The sequence below is a fragment of the Rhodopirellula bahusiensis genome (genome assembly GCF_002727185.1).
Taxonomy (GTDB): Bacteria; Planctomycetota; Planctomycetia; order Pirellulales; family Pirellulaceae; genus Rhodopirellula; species Rhodopirellula bahusiensis.
In genome coordinates this window covers 445,348-466,073 of the sequence record NZ_NIZW01000001.1, presented here as the reverse complement: position 1 = coordinate 466,073, position 20,726 = coordinate 445,348, and the positions used below count along the sequence as shown (strand labels likewise).

17 protein-coding genes are annotated in these 20,726 nt (G+C 56.7%); 9 read left to right on the top strand and 8 right to left on the bottom strand.

Annotated features, from left to right (window positions below; genetic code table 11):
• Window positions 1–6 precede the first annotated feature (6 nt).
• Genes CEE69_RS01865 through CEE69_RS01850 form a run of 4 tightly spaced genes read left to right on the top strand, consistent with a single transcriptional unit; the run spans window position 7 to window position 3,363 of the window.
• The gene (locus CEE69_RS01865; protein WP_099258892.1) at window positions 7–870 is read left to right on the top strand and encodes a fumarylacetoacetate hydrolase family protein; all 864 of its coding nucleotides are present in this window, start codon (window positions 7–9) and stop codon (window positions 868–870) included.
• Window positions 871–916: 46 nt separating this feature from the next.
• Entirely contained in the window at window positions 917–1,807 is an 891-nt protein-coding gene (locus CEE69_RS01860) for a hypothetical protein (protein WP_233214511.1), read from the top strand.
• Window positions 1,762–2,529, top strand: a complete 768-nt coding sequence (locus tag CEE69_RS01855; protein WP_233214510.1) for a class I SAM-dependent methyltransferase — start codon at window positions 1,762–1,764, stop codon at window positions 2,527–2,529. Before CEE69_RS01860 ends, CEE69_RS01855 begins: the two co-directional genes overlap by 46 nt.
• A gap of 51 nt (window positions 2,530–2,580) precedes the next feature.
• The gene (locus tag CEE69_RS01850) at window positions 2,581–3,363 is read left to right on the top strand and encodes a hypothetical protein (protein ID WP_233214509.1); all 783 of its coding nucleotides are present in this window, start codon (window positions 2,581–2,583) and stop codon (window positions 3,361–3,363) included.
• A gap of 241 nt (window positions 3,364–3,604) precedes the next feature.
• Here CEE69_RS01850 and CEE69_RS01845 read toward each other — a convergent pair whose 3' ends face one another.
• Window positions 3,605–5,440, bottom strand: a complete 1,836-nt coding sequence (locus CEE69_RS01845) for an AAA family ATPase (protein WP_099258888.1) — start codon at window positions 5,438–5,440, stop codon at window positions 3,605–3,607.
• Between the two features lie 198 nt (window positions 5,441–5,638).
• Here CEE69_RS01845 and gyrA point away from each other — a divergent pair, with 198 nt between their 5' ends.
• Window positions 5,639–8,566 (top strand): DNA gyrase subunit A, encoded by a 2,928-nt coding sequence (gene gyrA, locus CEE69_RS01840; protein ID WP_099258886.1) that lies wholly within the window; start codon window positions 5,639–5,641, stop codon window positions 8,564–8,566.
• 110 nt (window positions 8,567–8,676) lie between these two features.
• On the opposite strand, the gene CEE69_RS01835 is transcribed toward gyrA, so the two are convergent.
• A complete protein-coding gene (locus CEE69_RS01835) occupies window positions 8,677–8,961 on the bottom strand; it encodes an acylphosphatase (protein ID WP_099259216.1) in 285 nt (94 codons plus the stop codon).
• Between the two features lie 109 nt (window positions 8,962–9,070).
• On the opposite strand from CEE69_RS01835, the gene CEE69_RS01830 reads away from it, so the two are divergent.
• The gene (locus tag CEE69_RS01830) at window positions 9,071–10,018 is read left to right on the top strand and encodes an alkaline phosphatase family protein (RefSeq protein WP_233214508.1); all 948 of its coding nucleotides are present in this window, start codon (window positions 9,071–9,073) and stop codon (window positions 10,016–10,018) included.
• Window position 10,019: 1 nt separating this feature from the next.
• On the opposite strand, the gene CEE69_RS01825 is transcribed toward CEE69_RS01830, so the two are convergent.
• The 4 genes from CEE69_RS01825 to CEE69_RS01810 all read right to left on the bottom strand — a co-directional run bounded on the left by CEE69_RS01825 (window position 10,020) and on the right by CEE69_RS01810 (window position 15,477).
• Window positions 10,020–11,882 (bottom strand): alkaline phosphatase D family protein, encoded by a 1,863-nt coding sequence (locus tag CEE69_RS01825; protein ID WP_099258882.1) that lies wholly within the window; start codon window positions 11,880–11,882, stop codon window positions 10,020–10,022.
• A gap of 74 nt (window positions 11,883–11,956) precedes the next feature.
• Window positions 11,957–12,952, bottom strand: a complete 996-nt coding sequence (locus CEE69_RS01820) for a cation diffusion facilitator family transporter (RefSeq protein WP_099258880.1) — start codon at window positions 12,950–12,952, stop codon at window positions 11,957–11,959.
• A gap of 23 nt (window positions 12,953–12,975) precedes the next feature.
• Complete coding sequence (locus tag CEE69_RS01815; RefSeq protein ID WP_099258878.1) at window positions 12,976–13,866, bottom strand: ZIP family metal transporter; 891 nt, start codon at window positions 13,864–13,866, stop codon at window positions 12,976–12,978.
• A gap of 39 nt (window positions 13,867–13,905) precedes the next feature.
• Window positions 13,906–15,477 (bottom strand): ABC transporter permease, encoded by a 1,572-nt coding sequence (locus CEE69_RS01810; protein WP_233214506.1) that lies wholly within the window; start codon window positions 15,475–15,477, stop codon window positions 13,906–13,908.
• A 95-nt stretch (window positions 15,478–15,572) separates the two neighbouring features.
• Between CEE69_RS01810 and CEE69_RS01805 the strand changes: the two genes are divergently transcribed.
• Window positions 15,573–17,279 (top strand): ABC1 kinase family protein, encoded by a 1,707-nt coding sequence (locus CEE69_RS01805; RefSeq protein WP_099258874.1) that lies wholly within the window; start codon window positions 15,573–15,575, stop codon window positions 17,277–17,279.
• A 296-nt stretch (window positions 17,280–17,575) separates the two neighbouring features.
• On the opposite strand, the gene CEE69_RS33605 is transcribed toward CEE69_RS01805, so the two are convergent.
• Window positions 17,576–17,791: an addiction module protein gene (locus CEE69_RS33605; protein WP_390179956.1), complete on the bottom strand. Its 216-nt coding sequence runs from the start codon at window positions 17,789–17,791 to the stop codon at window positions 17,576–17,578.
• 281 nt (window positions 17,792–18,072) lie between these two features.
• Between CEE69_RS33605 and CEE69_RS01790 the strand changes: the two genes are divergently transcribed.
• Window positions 18,073–19,179, top strand: a complete 1,107-nt coding sequence (locus CEE69_RS01790; RefSeq protein ID WP_099258868.1) for a hypothetical protein — start codon at window positions 18,073–18,075, stop codon at window positions 19,177–19,179.
• A 2-nt stretch (window positions 19,180–19,181) separates the two neighbouring features.
• Here CEE69_RS01790 and CEE69_RS01785 read toward each other — a convergent pair whose 3' ends face one another.
• On the bottom strand, window positions 19,182–19,631 hold the full coding sequence (locus CEE69_RS01785; protein WP_099258866.1) for a nucleoside deaminase: 450 nt from the start codon (window positions 19,629–19,631) through the stop codon (window positions 19,182–19,184).
• A 123-nt stretch (window positions 19,632–19,754) separates the two neighbouring features.
• Between CEE69_RS01785 and CEE69_RS01780 the strand changes: the two genes are divergently transcribed.
• Entirely contained in the window at window positions 19,755–20,714 is a 960-nt protein-coding gene (locus CEE69_RS01780; protein ID WP_099258864.1) for an alpha/beta hydrolase, read from the top strand.
• The last annotated feature ends 12 nt before the right edge of the window (window positions 20,715–20,726 follow it).

The window sequence follows — 20,726 nt, the reverse complement described above, 5'->3', positions numbered from 1 at the left end:
GTCGGCATGAATATCACCAAATGCATTGATTCGGCTGGCCAGACTCGTGTTGCCTTGGTCGAAGCCGGCAACCTGATCCCGCTTCAAACGACCACGGAATTGCCAACGCTCTCGGCGATCTTGGCAGCAGAAGATCCTAAAGCAGCAGCGGAGTCCTTGGCCCGCGATCAGCCGATGGCGATCAATGACTCGACGCAGTGGTTGCCTCCCATTGATCAACAAGAGGTCTGGGCGGCAGGTGTAACGTATAAACGCAGCCAAACGGCTCGGATGGAAGAGTCCGAAGCTGCGGCGTCTTGCTACGACCAGGTCTACAACGCGGATCGGCCGGAGATCTTTTTCAAAGCCACTCCTTCACGCGTCAGCGGCCATCTGCAACCGCTTCGCATTCGAACCGATGCCACTTGGAATGTGCCGGAACCCGAGATCACGTTGGCGCTCAGCCCGAAGTTGAAGATCGTTGGATTGACGGTCGGCAACGACATGAGTTCGCGGGACATCGAAGGGGAGAACCCTTTGTACCTGCCTCAAGCCAAGTGTTACGACCAATGTGCTGGGCTGGGGCCGTGGATCACGTTGATGGATGAGTTGCCTTCGGTCGATGCCATCACAGTGGATCTGAAGATCGTTCGCGCCGGAGACATCGTTTTCGATCAAGCCACGTCGGCGGCCGAGATGGCTCGGAAGTTTGACGACTTGGTTCAGTGGTTGGGACGCGACAACACGATGGCCGATGGAGCGTTCTTGATGACCGGAACGGGGATTGTTCCGACCAGCGATTTCACGCTGCTTCCCGACGACGTTGTGAACATCACCATCGGTGGCGTGGGGACGTTGTCCAACCGGATTGTTCAAGGTGCAGGATCCTGAGCCAAGCCCTACGCCGATAACAACGCTGGCCTCGATTCAACAATCGGTGACGCCGGCTGAGCGTTTGCCGTTGGCATGTTGGCTGAACGTGCTGTCGCTCGATGCAGCCTTGGTGGCGATGCTCTGGCAGTTCGTGTTCTTGCTCGCGTTCTGCGATCGAACGCCGCGTTGGCATGAGTCCTTCGTTCTAGCTGCCGTCGTTTGGCTGATCTATGTCGCCGACCGATTGCTGGATGGTTCGCGATTGGATCTGTCGCGTCCACACTTGGTTCGTCACCGGATGCATCATCAGCACGCGAGGATCTGGGTGTTGGCTTGGACGGTTGTGTTGTTGGCGGCCAGTTCGGTGGTGGTGGTTTGGATGGACGCGGCTGCGATTCGGATGGGGTTGTTGGTTGCAACTTTGGTGTTGGCATACGGCGCCGGAGTTCATTTTTGGCCCGGCCGTTCCACCGTCCGTCACGTTTTCGCGAAAGAAGTTCAGATCGGTGTGATCTTCGCTGCGGGAGTCAGCCTGATCGCGTGGTTGGAATCCCCGAGTGTTTCCTTGGCGTTGGCTTGTGCCGCATCAGCGATCTTGTTCACCGCGAATTGCTGGGCGGTTGCAGAGCGTGAATCGGTGGCGGATCAAAACTACGACGCGAGTCGTTCAGGAAATTCACGACGTGGAACGCTAGCAACTTTCGCTGTGTCTTGTCTGGCTGGAGCCGGTGGCTTCGTGGGATGGTTGCCTTGGTTGATGGTCGCTTGCTTGCTCGCCGGTTCTTCGGCGTTGCTTGCGACAGCGTGTTGGTGGCGACGGCGGGGCGGAGGGCTGAGTGAGTGCAGTCGTTGGTCGGCTTCGGCGAATGTGCGAAGGCCTTGGTTTGATCGATTGGTTCCGATGGCCGATTGGTCGTTGATCGTGTCACCGATGATCTGCTGGGCGATTCTTTGAACGAAACCGTTCGCGACTCGGTGCGCGGCTACGACCGGCTGGCTCGGTGGTATTGGTTGTTGGAGAAGCCGGTGTTTCGCAATGATCTGCAACGGGCTCGTACGGCTTTGTTGTCGGAGTTGCCTGAGCTCGATCGAATTTTGATTTTGGGTGATGGGGACGGACGCTTGTTGGCCGAGGTCTTGTGCTTGCAACCTCATGCTCAAGTCACCAGCGTTGAGCAAAGTCCTGAGATGCTACGGCTTCAGCAGCAACGTGTAACGCGATTAGGGGCTGATTATCGGGTTCGTTTGGTTTGCCAGGACGCGAGGGAGTGGGATGCGGGCGGTGCGGCATTCGCATGTGTCATCGCTCCGTTCTTCTTGGACTGTTTCACTGAACCAGAGTTGCGTCTCCAATTGCCGCGATGGATGAACTTGGTCGAACCGAGAGGGTGGTTCTATCACGTTGACTTTGTGATGCCAGTTTCAGGGTGGCGGCGCCATCGAGCACAATTTTGGAGCGGTGTGATGCATCGCTTTTTCAGATGGCAAACGGGGCTCGTTTCTCGATCGCTGGTCCCTGTGGAAGATTTTTTTGGTGCGACCGAATGGACTGTTCACCGAACCCAGTCGCTCAACCAAGGATTCCTTCAGTCGCGACTGTACCGGCGGATTGAATTGCCACTTGCGAGTTTGGGGCACAGCCCCGAGGATACGCGACCGCCGGTTGGCGGGATGTGATTCCTTTTCACTTTCGAAACGCATTGTTTTGCCGGAAATCGGCTCAGTTTTATGAATGATTCCACTCTTGATCCTCCCGGTTCCATCGTTGTGATTGGCACCACGGAGTTGGGGATCGAAGCGGCTCTGTACGGACGTTTTCTCGGTTACGACGTGACTTTGGTTGGTGGGGCGGACGCATGGGCCGACCGTCCCAATGTCGACGTATCAGCGCAGCGAATCGGCCCGACGTTTCGAGACGATTGGTTTGGCCGGTATTGGTTGAACGGTCGTGAATTGGCCGAGTGTTGGGATCTCGCGTCACCGATGTTGCCGGACCGAAGTTTGTCGCCCTTGGCCTTCAATGCGATCGCGGCGCAGCGCGGGGACGAGATTCCGGCGGCCCTGCCGGTAACGATTCGTGAATGGATTCAAGATGGCCTGCTCGCGGTGACTCGGTCGGATTTGTTGCGAGGCCGGGTGTGGCCGAATGTGATGGTGACTTCGGTCGAGACGGTGGACGTTGTTGACGACGCGGACGAGGAAGAGGAAGGCGACGACGACTCGGGTGTTTCAATCCCGCCGGACTACCTGCTGCAGTACCACAGTGTTGGTGATGCTGATGACAACTCGCCCGAATCACAGCAATGCGAATGTGTGATTGTGGCCGGGTTGCCGGTAGGTTCGCGTGGCTTCACCAAGCCTGATGCGGATGAGTATTGGTTGGAACTGGCCGAGATCGAGACCAGCGACGCGGAAGAGATGTTGCGAGAAGGCCAGCGTCAAATCGCAGCCATCTATTCGCAGCTGATGGGACGCGAAGAGTTGGATTTGTATCGCCCGCTTCGGGGTTGATCCGTCGCAATGCTGTGATCGACGTGAGTCGCTTGTCGTTGATTTACAAAGCCGTTTCGGTGTTAGCATCGGCTGTCTGCTTTGATTCCGACTTCAGTCTTTCTTCATCCCTACCGGGATGAAAACTCGCGTAAAGGAATGGGCTGTCCAGCCCCAACCGTTCAGCCGTCTAGGCCAACGTCGAAACGGCGCCCACAAAGAATCGAAAGTTGGCTCAATCAACCGTCCATCATGCGGCGGGTTACGAAGTGGAAAGATCCTGATCGGGCTGTGGTTCGGCGGGGGCTTTCAAGTCGATCACGGGGCTGCCCCACTGGACGTCCATGGGTTCGTGGCATGCATTGCAGTTGGTGGTTGTGCCCATCATTGTGTCTTCGATCACTTGAGGTGTGTCGCAGTGTGGGCAAGTGACTCGAATCATGCCGCTTGGTTCGGTCATCGCGTCGAGTTGTGCGTCGGTCAGGTCCGGGATTTCGATGTCGGATGGCTGCAGCGTTGTCAGCAGTTCGCGAGTGATTTCCGTTGAGCCTGCGATGCGGTTTGCCAGTCGGCGGACGCTGCGTTCGAAGGAGTTGCGAGACGTTCGGCCGTTGCCAAAGTGCCGATCGCGATTGAAGTACAGATGTGTGAAGCCTCGCAGCAGTCGCCGTCGACTTTCGGTCGGAATCACGTACTGAGCTTTTGCAGCGATCAGTTCAAAGATCCGGCACAAGGCCTCGGCGTCGTAATCGTCGAAGTGCATCGTTGTTCCGACCCGCGAGCTGAGCCCGGGGTTGCTGCGGATCATCTTGGTCATTTCCTTGGGGTAACCCGCCAGGATCACGACCAACCGATCGCGTTGGTCTTCCATGCGTTTCAGAAGCGTTTGAATTGCTTCGCGGCCGTATTGGTCTTGGCCGCTCTCGTCGATCAACGTGTAGGCTTCATCGATGAACAGCACGCCGTCGAGTGCTTCGTCAATTTTCGCGTTGGTCTTGGGGCCCGTTTGGCCGGCGTATTCAGCGACCAAGCCGCTGCGATCAGTTTCAACCAAATGGCCTTTTTCTAACACGCCCAGTCCGCCATAGATTTCCGCGATGATCCGCGCGACGGTGGTCTTGCCAGTTCCTGGGTTTCCAACAAAGGCCATGTGAAGGCTGGGCTTAGTCGTCGGCAAACCTTCTTTTTCGCGGTGGCGTTCCATCGCCAGGAAGTTCGCAAGCGTTTGAATCTGATTCTTGATCGCGTCCAATCCGATCAAGCGATCCAGTTTGGCTCGGGCGTCGGCCAAGCGTTCTTCCGCAGTTCGTTCGTCGACCTCGGCAGGTTCATTTGGGGCAGGTTTGGATTGCTCGTTCGTCACGGGCGGCCCACCACCGGCGCGCGTTGGCGTGGGCTTGTTGGCGGCATCGTGGCCAGTTCCTTCACGCAGTCGTTTGGCTTCGGTTCTCAGCCACGAGATGGCTTCGCGGGCGTTGTCCAGGTCGGCTTGATGATCCAAAGTCGGTGACTCGGACGTGACGGTCGGCGCGGTGACGCTGGTCGGTGACTTGGCGACTTGCTTTGCGTTCTCGAGGCCATCGAGCATGGACTGCAAACGCGAACGTTCAACGCTACTGTCATCGCCATCGACCATCACAATCAAGTGAGCCATGCGAGTCGCAGCGGTGATGACTTCGCCCCATCGGTCGCGAAGCGAGGGCAGTTCGAGGAACGGCCGCGTGACTTCGTACCAGGAGAATCCTTCGGCGGTGGTGATCAGCCAATCGATTGCCTCGTGCAGTTTGCTGCCTTGAACGGATTCGCCCCAAACGTGTTCCAGCAGGATGCGACCGAGTTGGCGTTGTTCGAGGTTGCGTGCGGTGCTGGCGGGCACCATCGTCGCGAAAACCTTCATCGCGAACCCTTCGTGAAGGTCGGCCATCTGCTGCGGCAGGTTGTCATTGTCGGTCGGTTCGGGCTCGTTCGATCCCGCCAGCCAACCGTAGCTGCCTTCGGCGATTTTTCCCGATTCGACGAACAGATCCAGCGTTTGCTGAAGGGCTTCGCGATACAGCCGAATGGATTGCAGAATCGCGTCGTCGCTGGGGGAACTCATGGCTGGAATCCGGAGGGGACATGGGTATCAAAAAGACCGTCGTAAGTATTTGGAAAACAATGGCTTGCGTCAATGTTCAGAAAGCCTCGCGGCGTTGTGAAAAACGTGTGAACGAGGTAAAATGGGCATTCCAATTTTGGGCCTGCGGATCAGCGATCGGCACCAGCCCGCTTCCCCCGTGACAAACGAGCAAATCCCTTGGCTGAAGACGGCGAAAATCAGGAACCAGGCGACGAAAACGCGGGCGAAGTGAACGGATCCTCCGACAACGGTGGACAGGAAAACGGGGCTGGCAACACCGATGCAGCTGCCGGTGGTGGCACTCAAAATCCGCCTGGTTCAGGCAATCCGCCCGGTGGCGCCGAACCACCTCCTGGCAACGGTTCGGAAGGCAACCCGGATCCGCACGGGGGGCATGGCGCGCTTCGGATGGTCGATCTGCCCATCGAAGACGAGCTCCGCGAGAGCTATCTGACTTACGCGATGAGCGTGATCGTCAGTCGAGCCTTGCCCGATGTGCGTGACGGTTTAAAACCGTCGCAGCGTCGAATCTTGGTCGCCATGAATGACTTGAACCTCGGCCCAGGCAGCAAGCGGGTCAAATGTGCCAAGATTTCCGGTGACACCTCGGGTAACTATCACCCTCACGGTGAAAGTGTGATCTATCCGACGCTCGTTCGGATGGCTCAAGAATGGAACATGCGATGCTTGTTGATCGACAAGCAGGGGAACTTCGGTAGCGTTGCTGGATTGCCCCCGGCTGCCATGCGATATACAGAAGCTCGCATGGGCGCGGTTGCGGCCGCGATGTTGGAAGATCTGAAGCTTGACACCGTCGACTACATCCCAACGTACGATGAAGCGAGAACCGAACCAACGGTCTTGCCCAGCAAGTTCCCCAACCTGTTGATCAACGGATCAGGCGGCATCGCGGTCGGGATGGCGACCAGTATCCCGCCTCACAACCCGACTGAAGTTTGCGATGCTTTGATCAAGTTGATCGAAGAACCGGAAACATCGCTCGATGAGTTGTGCGAGATCATCCCCGGTCCTGACTTCCCGACCGGCGGCATCATCTGCGGACGTGCCGGCGTGCGTCGTGGGTACAAGACCGGACGAAGCACGATGGTGGTCCGCGCCCGTTGCCAAGTCGAAGAGATGAAGGGCAACCGGAGTCGCATCGTCATCACCGAGATTCCTTACCAGCAATATCGCGACCGGATCATTGAAAAGATCGCGGCGCTCGTCAACGGAGACCGGATCAAAGGGATCTCCGGAATTCGCGACGAAAGCGATTTGAAGGAACCCGTTCGATTAGTGGTCGAACTGAAGCGTGGCGAAGATCCGGACGTGATCTTGAACCAGCTGTACCAGTTCTCGCCACTGCAAGACACGTTCTCGTTGATCTTCTTGGCCCTCGTCGACGGCAAGCCGCGCGAGTTGACGCTGAAGGAGATGCTGGCCGAGTTCCTGCGTCACCGCGTCACGGTCATCCGGCGCCGCACGCAGTTCCTCCTCGCTCGTGCCCGTCGTCGCAAACACACCGTCGAAGGTTTGTTGCTGGCGCTCGCCAATATCGACGAGATCATTCAAACGATCCGCACGAGTCGCACACAGCCCGAAGCGAAAGAACGCTTGATGGGCATTGAGTGCCCGTCATCGATGATGCAGCGGGCTCTCGGTGACGAAGGGTTCAAGCAGTTCCAGTTGGAACGTGGTGAAGCCGATTCGTACACGCTGACCAGTGTCCAAACCGACGAAATTCTTCGCATGCGTTTGGGACAATTGGTCAACCTGGAGCAAGAGAAACTCTCCGGGGAGCATGCTGAACTGCTGAAGGAAATCATCGACTACATCGATATCCTGGGCAGCCCCAGCCGTATCAACGGCATCATCAAAGAAGACCTCGAGGAAATGAAGCGTCGCTTCGGCAACAAACGTCGAACCGAGATCAGCCACGAAGAGCTGGGCAACATTGACCTGGAAGATTTGATCACGGAAGAGACGATGGTCGTGTCCATCAGTCACCGTGGTTACATCAAGCGTACGCCGACCAGCGTCTACAACACGCAGCGTCGTGGTGGCAAAGGCATGAAGGGTGCCAAGAGCGATAACGAAGATCCGATCGAGCACTTGTTTGTCGCCAGCACCCACGCGTACCTGTTGTTCTTCACGACGGCCGGGAAAGTGCGTTGGCAGAAGGTCTATGACATCCCGCAGCTCGCTCGTGATGCCAAAGGCCGCGCGATCGTGAACCTGTTGCAGATGGAAGAAGGCGAACAAATTGCTGAGTGCTTGGCCGTTCGCGATTTCAACCAGCCCGGTCACACGATCGTGATGACGACCAAAAGCGGTCTGGTGAAGAAGACTCCGCTGGAACAATACAGCCGACCGAAACGAGGTGGCATCATTGCCATCAAACTTCGCGACGGCGACGAGTTGGTGGATGCCGCGGTGGTTGGGCCTGGCGATGAAGTCATCTTGGTCACCTCCGACGGCATGGCGATCCGTTTCCGTGAATCCGATTCTCGTCCGATGGGACGTAACACGTCCGGCGTGAAGGGGATTTCGTTGGTCGGCGACGACGCGGTGGTCGGAATGGTCGTGACCGATCCCGAGGCGACGCTGCTGACGGTTTGCAAGAACGGCTACGGCAAACGCACGCCGTTTGGACCCAACCTGGCCGAACTTTCCGAAAACGATTCGGATGCGTCCAGCGAAAGCGGCGACGAAGAAGGCTCGGCCGCCAGCGGTTCGGCTCGCTATCGCACTCAGAAGCGAGGAGGCAAAGGTCTTCGCGACATCAAGACCAGCGAGCGGAACGGCAAGGTCATCGGTATCGCTCGCGTCAACGATGACGACGAACTGTTCCTGATGACTGCGAAAGGCAAACTGCAACGAATCAGTGCCGGCGACATCAACGTGATTGGTCGGAACACGCAAGGTGTTCGCATCATGAATGTGGATGACGGCGATGAATTGATCGCCGTTGTACGTGTGCCTGCTGAGGAGAACGCTGAAGAAGTTGCCGAAGTTGAAGGCAGCACGCAAGCTGAATCTGCATCGCAAGCCGAACCCGCAGCGGAAGCTGACGCCGCTCCCGAAACCGACTCCACATCGGAATGAGGTACGTCAGGTCTCGCTGACAACTCATTGATGCATTGAAACGTCGATGCAACGGGTCAAGTTAAAACAACTCACCGGCCCGTTGATGGTCGGCGTTTTGTATTTATTTCTCAATAACGAATTGAGAATTTTTCGCGATCCGGCAGCGGTTCGCGATCATCGATCAATGTCTCGTTGATCTTTCTTTCCATCGAACTGCCAATCCGGCGAAGCAGTTCGTTCAGGTCTTTCCCCGGCCCTTGCACGTCCAGAACGACGTCTCCATCGGGTTCGTTGCGGACGAAGCCCTTCACGTTCAGGCCACGGCCTTGGTGAATGGCGTTGGCTCGGAAGCCAACCCCCTGAACATCGCCTCGATAGCGAACGATCTTCCTGGTTTGTTCGATAGCATTCATTGGTTTATGGTGTCGGCCGCTTTCAAGTTCGGCAATGCAGATCACATCACACGGTCGGTTTATGAGTTGGTTTCGTTTGAGTTCAGTTGGCGTCGCATTGGTATGTTCCGTGTCACTGTTTGCAGCCCATGCAACCGCTGGTGAACCCAAAGTGCTGACGATCGGCATCGATGGTTTGCGTCGCGATGCGTTCGTTGCGGCCAAGACTCCTCACTTGGATTCGCTTGCTGACAACGGCACGCTGTGTCTCGAAACGCGAGTGACCTCCGATGATGTTACTGACAGTGACACCGTCAGTGGACCGGGCTGGACAACGTTTCTGACAGGTGTTTGGGCGGATCGACACGGTGTGCTCGACAACTCTTTCAAGGGACGCGATGCAAAGGCCGCGCCGCACGGTTTTGCGTTGGCGAAACAGGTCAAGCCAAACCTGAGGACCGCTTCTTATCTTTGCTGGACTCCTTTGCGAACTCACGTGACGACGGATGCGGACATCGATGTGGTTGTCACGCCAGGTAAGAATGCGACGGCTTCGACCGTCTGGACGGAAGCGGACCAGGCACTGGCTTGGTCGGCCATTCCTGTACTAAAGAATGACAATGCCGATTGGACGTTCATCTACTTTGGGTCGACCGATGAAACGGGGCACTCTTACGGGTTTCATCCCAGTGTGCCGCCTTACGTGGCCGCGATTGAGAACGTCGATCGGATGGTGGGGGAACTGCTGGAGGCGGTCAAGCAACGAGAGGCCTATGCTGACGAAGACTGGTTGATTCTGGTGAGCACCGACCACGGTGGCGAAGGGACCGGCCATGGCGGCGGTCGCGAAAATCCGAATGTCTACACGGCACCGATGATTGTCAGCGGGTCTTCGGCGATGAAGGGGGAGACAATCCAGCGAGCGGAAGGTTCCGCACCGCCGGCGACGGTGGATTTGGTCACCGTCGCATTGGCTCATTTGCAGATTCCGATCAACCCGGAATGGAAACTCGCCGGCAGCGCAGACGGTTGGTTGAAACCAGAATCCACCACTGCCGAAGCGATTTCCAAGCAGTGATTCACTCTCGCGGCAAAGAGACGGACTCGGCGTAGGCCAGTTCGCCGGTCCAGCCGTCGTAGTACTGAAACACGACCTGCGGATGCGGGTAAGCGACCAAGCGTTTGTCGCCTTGTTTGACCGGCATGTTGAAGACGTTGTTGATCTGCACCACACAAAAATGCGGGTAAAGTCGTTCTAAACGAGGCAGGTCAGCTAGCACATAACTGCTCCATCGGATGTCGCACTCACGCGGTCCAAATTGAAACCGTCCTGTCGCAGGGCGGTCGCTTTCGTCGAGTTCCGGCACATGATTGACGCTGTTGTGTGGCCCGCAGCAGAACTCCCAGACGTTGTCAGTCACTCGAATTGCGAAGCTGTTGTGCAGGTCTCCTGTCATCACGAAGACTTGCTTGTCCATCTCGTCCCAAGCGTCAATCAGCATCTCTCGCTCGTCTAAAAAGCCGGTCCAAGCTTCTTCTTTGTTGGCTTCGTCGGCTTCGAATCCACCCGCACCACTGTGTGGGATCATCATCGGAACGCTTGAGATCAGAAAGGAGAACTTGGCGTCGCTGGCTTTCATTTCACGAAGCAACCATTCGCGTTGATGTTGCCCCAGCATCGAAACACCCGGTTTGTCTCGCTGGGAAACATCGTGCATGTCGCGATCGCCACGCGTATCGAGCAAAAAGAAGTCGCAGTTGGAGACAGTGAATTTCCCGTAGCTGCGTTGCCCGATGGAGTAGCTGACTTGGCCGTCTGCTTTGGCTGGCATGTGCAGCCGGACGGTGTGCTCATCGACGACTTCCACGATGTCATAGACATAGGAGTTGGCTTCGCCATCGTCGGTGTCGTAGATCATGTCGTTGACGCCCGCGGTGTCGGTTCCCCAGTGCACATGCAGGTTCAGCATTTCGTTCAGTGGCAGTTGCCGGAAATTCGTTTGCCGATCGACCAACAAGTCGCTGCCAGCGGTTAGCTTCGCTTTACCAACATGCAAACGTTGTTTGGATTCGAATGGGTTCGCCCAGCCTAGGTAGTCGTTCCAAGCGTAGGTTCCAATGTCGCGAAAAACGGTTCGGCGATGACGTTTGCCCGCTTCGGAGGCTCCCCAAATGTCATTGACGAGTTCGTGGTCATCGAAGGTGAACATCGACGGCACGTTGCGATGCCAGGTCGATAAGGCGTGATTGCGAGTGAGATAGAGTTTGTAGTTCTCCCAAACGCCTGCCACGGTTGGCATGGTTTGAACAACTTGTGGGAGCTCATCGATGCCTTGGGTGAGTCGCCATGCCTCGGCGGGATACTCGCGAAGTTCTTCGTACAACCAATCCCCGTTCATGATGTGGAAGTGGACTTTGTCCGCCCAATCTTGATTCAGATGTTTGTAGGTGGGGCTGTCGTGGCCAACCCCGTGCAGTGGATTTTGATTCGCACAGGAACCGATCTGAAACCGGAAGTTGAACAACCCGTCGGGATTGTGTTCGGACTCCGATCCCGCTTGATCAGGAAGTGTGCGGAACGTGCCCGGTTCGCCTTGCGGGCGATCGTTGACAAAGACGCGGTAGTGATACCGCGTGTCGGGTTCGAGATCGCTCAACGTTACGGAGCCGGTGTTGTCGTGCTCGATACGAGTGAGGCCCGGTTCACTGGTGTGTTCTGATAGATCACCACCATGGTTTTCAGGCGGTCGAGTTCCGTAGTGAACGGTGAATTCACCCGGGTCGGATGTGCGAGCCCACACGGCGACGCTGGTTGAGGAGGGCTGGCCCAGCATCGGACCATGGGTCATTCGATTCGGATCACGTTGGGCGGATGCGATCGAAGGATCCGAAACAAGAACAACAAGTGCAAGAACGAGCACAGTCGATTGAAATCGAGTCATGGGGCAAAGCATGTCCGAGGGCAGGGGATGAGAGGGGTTCCCAGTGTACCTGCCGGACATGTTGTCCGTGTCTCCTACAAGCAATCGCCATTGATCAGATTGCCTTCGGAATCGTGGCAATCGGACGTGCCCGCAAATTCAAACTCGAGCGTGGAGTGACGGATGTTGTGCTCTTCGATCAAATACGCCTTGATGAGACGTTTGATTGGCTCAAAATCTTCGTAGCGAGTCGGTTCGATGACCACATGAGCTTCGAGGGCTCGATGCGATTCGTCCAATTCCCAAAGGTGAACGTGGTGGATTCCGGACACACCATCGATTTTGCCGAGGTCGGCAAGCATCTCGTCGAAATGGAAATTCGCAGGTGCTCCTTCCATCAAGATGCGAGTCGCCTCAGGAAGCATTTTCGCGACTTGGTAGAGGATATAGGAAGCGATCAACAAGGTTAAAAACGCATCGACCCACAGCCAGTCGAGGTAGATGACCGCTACGGCACCAATCAGAACGGCCACGCTGCCGGCGGCGTCGACCAAGTTGTGAATGAAAGCGGCTCGCACGTTCAGGGAGCCTCTGCTCATCGCCCACAGCAGAAGTGCGGTGCCGAGATCCACGACCAATGCAATCGCTGCGGTCACAGCCATCAACCAACCGATGATCGGTTGCGGGTCAAAGAAACGATGCACGGCTTCGTAAATCAAATAGCAGCCGACAACTGCCAAGAGGGTGAGGTTGATCGTGGCGCCAATCAGTTCGGCTCGGCGGTAACCAAAGGTGTATCTTTGATTGGCTTCCTTGCGAGCAATTCGCCGAGCGATGTAGGCGATCAGCAAGGAGTTGGCATCGCTGAAATTGTGAGCCGCGTCGGACAGCAACGCGACACTGCCCGAAAAAATTCCGGCGACGATCTGAGCAACCGTGAGGCCTTGGTTCAGCAATACCGACCACAGCAATCTAGCGTCGCTGACGGAATCGAACTGGCCAGCGGAAGTCAGGCCGTGATGGTGCAAGCTTCCGCAATGATCGGATTCACCCGTCGAACTGTCGGAATGATTGTGATCGCAACTTCCCATGAGATGGGTTCTGGGTAAGTGGATTAAGGGGTCACGTCGGATAGGTCGATGCTGTCAACGATCGGTGTTGCTTCCCGAAGCGGAGCCATGGAATGGCTGTGCCCGGGCAGGCTTTCGATCGCAACGGCCAAGGCGACTCCAAGCAACAGCGCGGTGGTGAGTTTCAATCGGTCGTGGTCATGAAAAGCGACTTCGGGAAGCAGGTCCGACAGCGAGATGCAGATGAAGAATCCAGCTGAAAGAGCCAGTCCCCAGCCGAGCAGCATATCGGTGTTGGCGAACTGAGTGGCACCAAAGTAAAACGCGATCGCACCAATCGGGCAGGCCATCGAAAAGGTCAGGTTCACCATTGTACGCTGGGCGGATGTCCATCCACCTTTGCTCATGACTGATGTGATCGCAAACGCATCCAAAGGTTTGTGAAGGGCGACTGCGAGGAACGTGCCCAGTCCCGCTAGTCCGAGCCAAGGTGAGTGCTGAGATTCGGCAGCGATACTGGCGGCCAGAGCGACTCCATCCATCAGCGTGTGAAGTCCCAAGCCAAACAGCATGCCGAGCCAACCGAGCGGTTTGCTGCTCAGGTGCTTCGAATTCGCATGAGAATGCTGGTGGTTATGTTCATGAGACTCCCCGTGGCCGTGCACCTGTGTGTGAAACGCTCGGAGCAAGATGAACATCGTGATGACGCCAACCAAAACGCCACCGCCGGTACGAGATGCGGAGCTGATTTTGTGCATCGAATGCGGCAGCAAGTGCAGCGTTGCGATCCCCAGCATCAAACCAGCGACAAAGCTCATCAGGAGCTGAGTCCGAAGGTGGGTCATCCGCACCAACGACGGCAACCACCCACCACTGACCGAGGCCGTGATGATCAGCACACAGTACACCGCGAGCAAAGATTCGGGGACAAACAAGGCAAGGGCCGAAGCGGGGTGCGGACGCGGCGAAACATTTCAATCTAAGCTTTTGCTTGATCGACGCAAGTGGAGTCGCAGGACCAAGATTAGCCCGCACAGCACGACCACCATTCCCGTGTGAACCATTGCCAAAGATGCCTCTTGATATCGGGCTCCGCTGTGCAGCAATCCGAACAGTCGGGTGCCGGTCGTGGTCACTCCGGGGGGCAAAACAGGCATCGCCGCTGGGACGTCTCCCGCGGAAACAATTGCCACCGCCAATGCTGCGACGCCCAATCCACGTCGCAGCAAGGGAAGCTCCAGGTGCCACCACCGCCAGGTGACTGATCCGTCCATTTGCCCGGCTTGCCAAGTGGCATTGTCGATGCCGTCGTAGGCGTTTCTCAAAATCGCGTAGGCGACCAAGACGCTACGCACACCAACGGCGAACAAGGTTGGCACCAAGGTGTGAGTTGCCAGCCAATCCAGCCCCGGAATGTGCAAACGGAAGAAGGCCGCGATGGTCATCCCAATCACGGGGCCTGGGATGAGAAACAGCATGGTGCCCGCGATATCGATGACGAGTCCCGCCACCCTCGATGATCGTGCCAAACGAGCCAGTCCCATCGCGAGCGGTAGCGACAGGAGGATCGAAAACAGTGCAAGCTGAATCGTCCAGACAATCTCTTCGCCGAACAGTTTGGGGGCCTCCGCGATCGCGCGGAGCGACGCTTGCCAGCGAAAGGTTGCTTGTCGTACACCGTCGACCACTTCCACCGAGTGGCCCGTTTGGACAATCAATCCAGCGAGCGGCAGCACCAGAAGCAGCGTGTAAAATGCGACGGCGAAGGAGGCAGCCACGCGAGTGCCACGCGATGCGACATCCTTTGTTTGGGGCGGCACGTCGATGGGTTCAGGATTCCAGTCCGATGCCACTTGCCATCGGCGACGTTGCAACCAAAACCACAGCAAGGTTGGGATTCCACCGACAACCATCGGAACCAACGTCGACACCAACACGGACGTGGTGTTCGGATCCACCGAGTAGAACAGGTAGAACTGATCGGCGACGGTGCGAACACTGTGCAGATCCGCGACGCTCATTTCGGTGGAGGCAAGCACCATCACTCCGACGGCCGACGCGACGATCCAAGGCATCGCGATTGGCAATTTGACACGCCACCAACTTTGGCTGGGAGAGAAATCCAGCACGCCCTGTTGAATTGCGACGGGAGAAATTCGACGGGTCGCCCAGACGGTTGCCAGCGACACCAACGCGACGCCGTGCATGCCATGGATCCAACCGACCCAACCCAGGTTGCCTCCCGTCATGGTGGTGACCAACCAACCAAATTTTCCGGCCGTAGCTTCCCAGGCTGCGGCGAGCAAGATCAGCGGCATCGCCAAGGTCACGAACGCGAAAAAGGTCCAGGTTCGGACCAGCCAGTGGTTCGGACGCAGCAGGCTGACGCAGAATGCGGTTGGCACCCCGATCAAAATCGCGATTCCAGCCGACACCAGCATCAGCTCGATTGTTGTCGCGATCGCGGTCGCCCAATCGTCTGCAAATGACGGATCGGGCGTCGGCAATCCGGACGGAACCAACGCTGCAAGCGGAATATTGGTCATAAAGGGAAGGATTTCGAGGCCGAAAATTCGTCCTGCTCGACGATTTGCCAAGCCTGCGATCACAATGGAACGACCAACCACCTCCACGGAAACTCATGAAGCTGACATCGATCCCCCAGTTGTACCGCAATCTGCGCCGAGGACGCGAGATCCTGAGGGTGCTGCGCCGGTACGGGTTGGCAGATTGGATCAGCCGTACCCGCCGATTGCCGCTGCAGAACTGGATCAAAGATCGCTCGGGCGTTCCGCTGACCCAGTACACGCGGTCGCAACGCATCCGGATGGCAATCACCGAGTTGGGGCCGACATTCATCAAAGTGGGCCAGGTCCTCGCGGCTCGCCCTGACCTCGTCGGCAATGAAATCGCGGAAGAGTTGAAACAGCTTCGCAACGAAGTCTCGCCCGACAGCATGGAAGTTGTCGAAGCAACGTTGGCCGAAGAACTCGGTCCGAACTTTCGAAAGCACTTCCGGCATATTGAACCGGTGCCGCTGGCGACCGCCTCGATCGGGCAAGTCCACCACGCCGAGTTGATGGACGGACAGCGAGTTGTGTTGAAGGTCCAACGTCGCGGCATCGAGAAAATGATGCGTGAGGACTTGGATGTGCTCGAAGGGTTGGCTCAATGGGCCGACCACGTCGAGTCGCTCGCCATCTGGGGACCGTCGGACATGGTCCGGCAGTTGATGCCGATGATCCTTCGCGAACTCGACTTCAACCGCGAACGCAGCAATCTCAAACAGTTCGCTCAGATCCTCGAGAGTGACCAGGCTGAGATCGCCATTCCGTCGGTGTTTGACCAACTCTGCACACGACGTGTCTTGGTCATGGAAGAGATGGTCGGTGAACCGCTGGCCAAAATTTTCGAGCGAGACGATAGCGAGACCACTGGCGAGTCGACCGAGATGACTCGGGCTGACTTGCCGCCGGAGCTAGGCCGAACACTGGCTCGAACCTATTTGCGAATGGTGTTTGAGGACGGATTCTTTCACGCCGATCCGCACCCGGGAAATTTGTTTTGCTTGCGAGACGGTCGATTAGCGATTCTTGACTTCGGAATGACAGGCCGCATTGATGAAGCGATGCGAGAGTCGATCGAAGAAATGCTTGCCGCGATCAACTCGGGCGACTGCCGACGGTTGACGCGTTTGATCCGTCGGGTTGGCAACCCACGAGTCGACTTGGATCAGTCTGCTTTGGAAATCGATGTTGCCGATTTCGTTGACACGTACGGTCGACAAACGCTCGACCGTTTCGACCTTGCCGGGGCGTTGAACCAACTCAGCGAGATTCTTCACCGGCACGGGATCGGACTTCCCAATCAATCCGCGCTGCTGTTGAAGATGTTGATTTCGCTCGAGGGAACCTTGCGAGAGATCGGCGTTGGGTTTGATTCGCTGGACATTGTTCGCTCGTATCTTCGCCGCGTGATGATCCGCCGCTTGACTCCGGCGCGGCGGCTTCGGCAAGCCCGACGGATTTATCTGGAGAGCGAAGCGTTCATGGAGAACGCGCCGGAGCAATTGCTGTCGCTCATGAACCAAGCCCGACTGGGGCAATTGCAAGTCCGCTTGGAACCCAAGCGTTTTGCCCCGGTGGTCAATCGCTTGGTGGTTGGGCTGATGACCAGCGCGGTGTTCTTGGGGTCGGCGTTGATGCTGTCCTACGAGGTTTCGCCGGTCCTTTTCCCCGACCAGCCAACGTTGGGGATCCAGCGAGTCAGCATTCTCGGTCTAGTCGGCCTGGTCGCCAGTTTCAGCGTGATGGTCGCTCTGTGCCTCGCGATTTTGCGAAGCGAATAGACGCGACACGTAGCCCAATTCACATGGTTCGTCACAGTCTCTCGTCTGTTGACTTGGGGGCAACACGACAGTCGAGTACGGCGACCACGTGCACTGCATCTGACGTGACGAGGTAGTAAATTGCAAACGGGAAGCGTTTCACGAGTGCGCGGTGAAATCCACGGTACAACTCATGCATGCCCGCCGTGGATCCTAGCAACGCCAAATCTTGACGCACGCAATCAAGAAAACGCTCACTTAGCCCGGGGGAAATGTTTTCGTAAAATTCGGCCCTGTCCACGAGGTCAATTCTAGCTTCAGCCCTGAGTTCGACGCGCATCTAGCCGATCCCTGACGTCGTCAAATGCGGCATCCAGTCCCAATGGTGGTTCCGAAGACGGTTTCTGACTCCGAGTTGCCAGAACGTCTCCGTGCCAATCGGGCGATACTATTTGCGTCGGTGTAGCAGACAGATCCCGCCACAGGATGTCCATTGCGGCGATTTTTTCGTTGGGCGTCAAGGCTGACAGCATGTTTTCGAGCGACATGTTTGCTCCTCCTACGATCCAGTGTACACGAAGCAAAAAGCTGAAAGGTTCCTCTCACCATCCATTGGTAGTGAGAGGACCGCTACTCAGAACGTTTGAAAGAAAGCAGGTTCCAGGGCTCTTCAATCATCGAGTAATGGGCTGTCTTCCGTCGCTCAAGCCGGAAACCTCGAGACTGATTTCGCGGGATCTTCGCGAAGAATATTGAAAGCGTGGGCTCTAGGCTAAGGGAACCCATTCTCCGACGTTGGCATTGAGGCGAACAGATGAAGACAAAGAAACACCGCGGATCATTCATGCTTCGCTTCATGGTTTTTGGGTTCAGCGTCGCGGTTGGTTTGCTGGCGTTTTGGTTGCTCGGTTACATCGTTCGCGACATCGATCGCGTGCAGGGGCCGAATTACAACCAAATGCTGGACGAGGGCTTGCCCAAAAAATTGCAGGACGAGCGGCAATTGCTGGCGGCGCAATTGGTGGATTTGAATCAGCAAATCGCGTCGACCGAACGGCGTCGAAAACTGACAACGCAAACGACTCGAGATTCGCAGCAGACGATCAATCAACTGCTGGAACTCAAACGCAACGCGGATGAGAACGCGACGTCGCTGAGTGAAGGTCAACAGTCGGCTCTCACGGACAGTCTGCAATTGTTTTTGGCAAATCAGAGCCAGACACAAACGCTGAATGCCGAACTATCGGATCTCAACGATCAGTTGGATGACATTCAAGAGAAGCAGCGTGCCAATGGCGACGCGATCACGCGTGAAAGTCGTCCGATTGCGGACGAGTATGATGCGCTCGCGGAACAGCATCAATGGAAGCTTGCGGCGTACAAGCTTGCCTTGCTGATTCCGTTGCTGTTGATCTGCGGTTGGTTGTTCGTGCGTCAGGCGGGCGGCACCTACGCGATGCTGGTTTATGCACTCAGCGGCGCCGTCGCCGCTCGAGTTCTGCTGGTGATGCACGATCACTTTCCTGCGATCTACTTCAAGTACATTTTGATCTTGTTGTCGCTGGCCATTGCGACGGGAGTCTTGGTTCGGTTGTTGAGACTGATCGCCCGGCCCAGTCGCGATTGGTTGCTGCGACAGTACCGGGAAGCGTACGCCCATTTCTTTTGCCCGATCTGCGACTACCCGATCCAGCGTGGCCCATTAAAATTCGCGGTGTGGACGCGGCGGAGTTTGAAGAAACGCACTCCTGTCACGGTCGATGGCGATGCGGCCACATTTGACCAGCCTTATACCTGCCCCTGTTGCGAAACGACGCTCTTTCACGCTTGCGAAAAATGCGGTGGAGTCCGTCACTCGCTCTTGCCCGCCTGTGAAAAATGTGGGGCAGGCACAGAGGTTGAACAAGAGGTCGAGGCTTGAGCTCAATTCTGAGTCGGCAAACCGATGTCTTCGTTCCAGAGCGTCGGGTTCTCTTCGATGAAGGTCCGCATCAGCTCAATGCAAACCGGATCATTGACGATCTGCAAGTCAACGCCACGGCTGCGAACGTAGGATTCCGGTCCTTGGAACGTTTGGTTCTCACCCACGATGATTCGCGGGATTTTGTAGAGCAGGGCAGCACCGCTGCACATGTCACACGGCGACAAGGTGGAATACAGCGTCGAACGCGAATAGTCATTTGCGGTCAGGCGACCGGCTCGTTCCAGGCAATCCATCTCGGCATGCAAGATGGCACTGCCGCTTTGGATGCGGCGGTTGTGACCACGCGAGACGATTTCGTTGTCAATCACCAGCACGGAGCCGATCGGGATTCCATGTTCTTGGAGTCCAAGTCGTGCTTCATCGAGAGCGGCTTGCAAGAACGGATCCATCATTGTCTCGCTTCGTTATGGCAGAGAAGGAAATGCGTGGCGACTGCATCGCGGCGATGGTCGCACTTCGGATGAGTATAGTGGTGCCTCCCCACCAAATTCCCCGCCCCACGAAGTTTGCCCATGCGTCGCGTCGTTTGTTTGGTTGCCTGTCTGTCGTTGTTCGCTGGACCATCTTTGTTCGCGGAACCGCCGTCGGTTCCTACTAAATCCAAGCCGGCGTCTGTTACGGACTCTAAGCAAACACCCAAAAAGGCGAAGAAGAAGCCTGCGCCGTTCGCTTGGGTGAACCCGATTCCGAATAAACGACTACACCCCTCGCTCCAGCATGGCACGTTTCAAAGCCCATCGCTGAAACAAGACGTGGGGTACGCGATCCTGTTGCCGCCGGGTTACTCCGAAGGTGAATCGTCGAAGCGATATCCCGTCGTCTACTACCTTCACGGTAGTCGCCCGGGCAGCGAGGCGAAGTCACTCGCACTGGTTCCGTTGCTTCACTCTGCGATGGAATCGAAGCAAGTTCCGGGGATGATCTATGTGTTCGTCAATGGCGGCCCGGTCAGTCACTACAACATTCCCGGCGAGCCAACCAAGCAAGGAGCGGATGTGTTCATCGATGAGCTCATCCCGCACATCGATTCCACCTACCAAACGATCGCAGACCGTGAGCACCGTGGAATCGAAGGGTTTTCGCAGGGCGGACGTGGGACGATGCGGTTGTCGCTGCGTTACCCCGATTTGTTCTGCAGCGCAGCGGCGGGCGGTGGCGGTTATGAAACCGAACGCAAGATCAGCGAGTCAGGAGGCCGCGAATCCGAGAAGCTCGTTTTCGCAGAAGGCGACAACACTTGGGATTTGGCACGAGCCTTTTCCAAGACGAAGACTCCCCAGGTTGATTGGATGATTTACGTTGGCACCAAAGGTTTCAACTACCAGAACAACCTGGCGTACATGAAGTTTCTGACATCGCTTGGCATTCCTTTTGAACGCATCGTTGTCCCAGAGGTTCCCCACTCGGGATTGAAAATCTACGAGCAACGATGCGTGGAGATCATGCGATTCCACGCCGCGAATTTTCGCTGATACGAAGGGCGA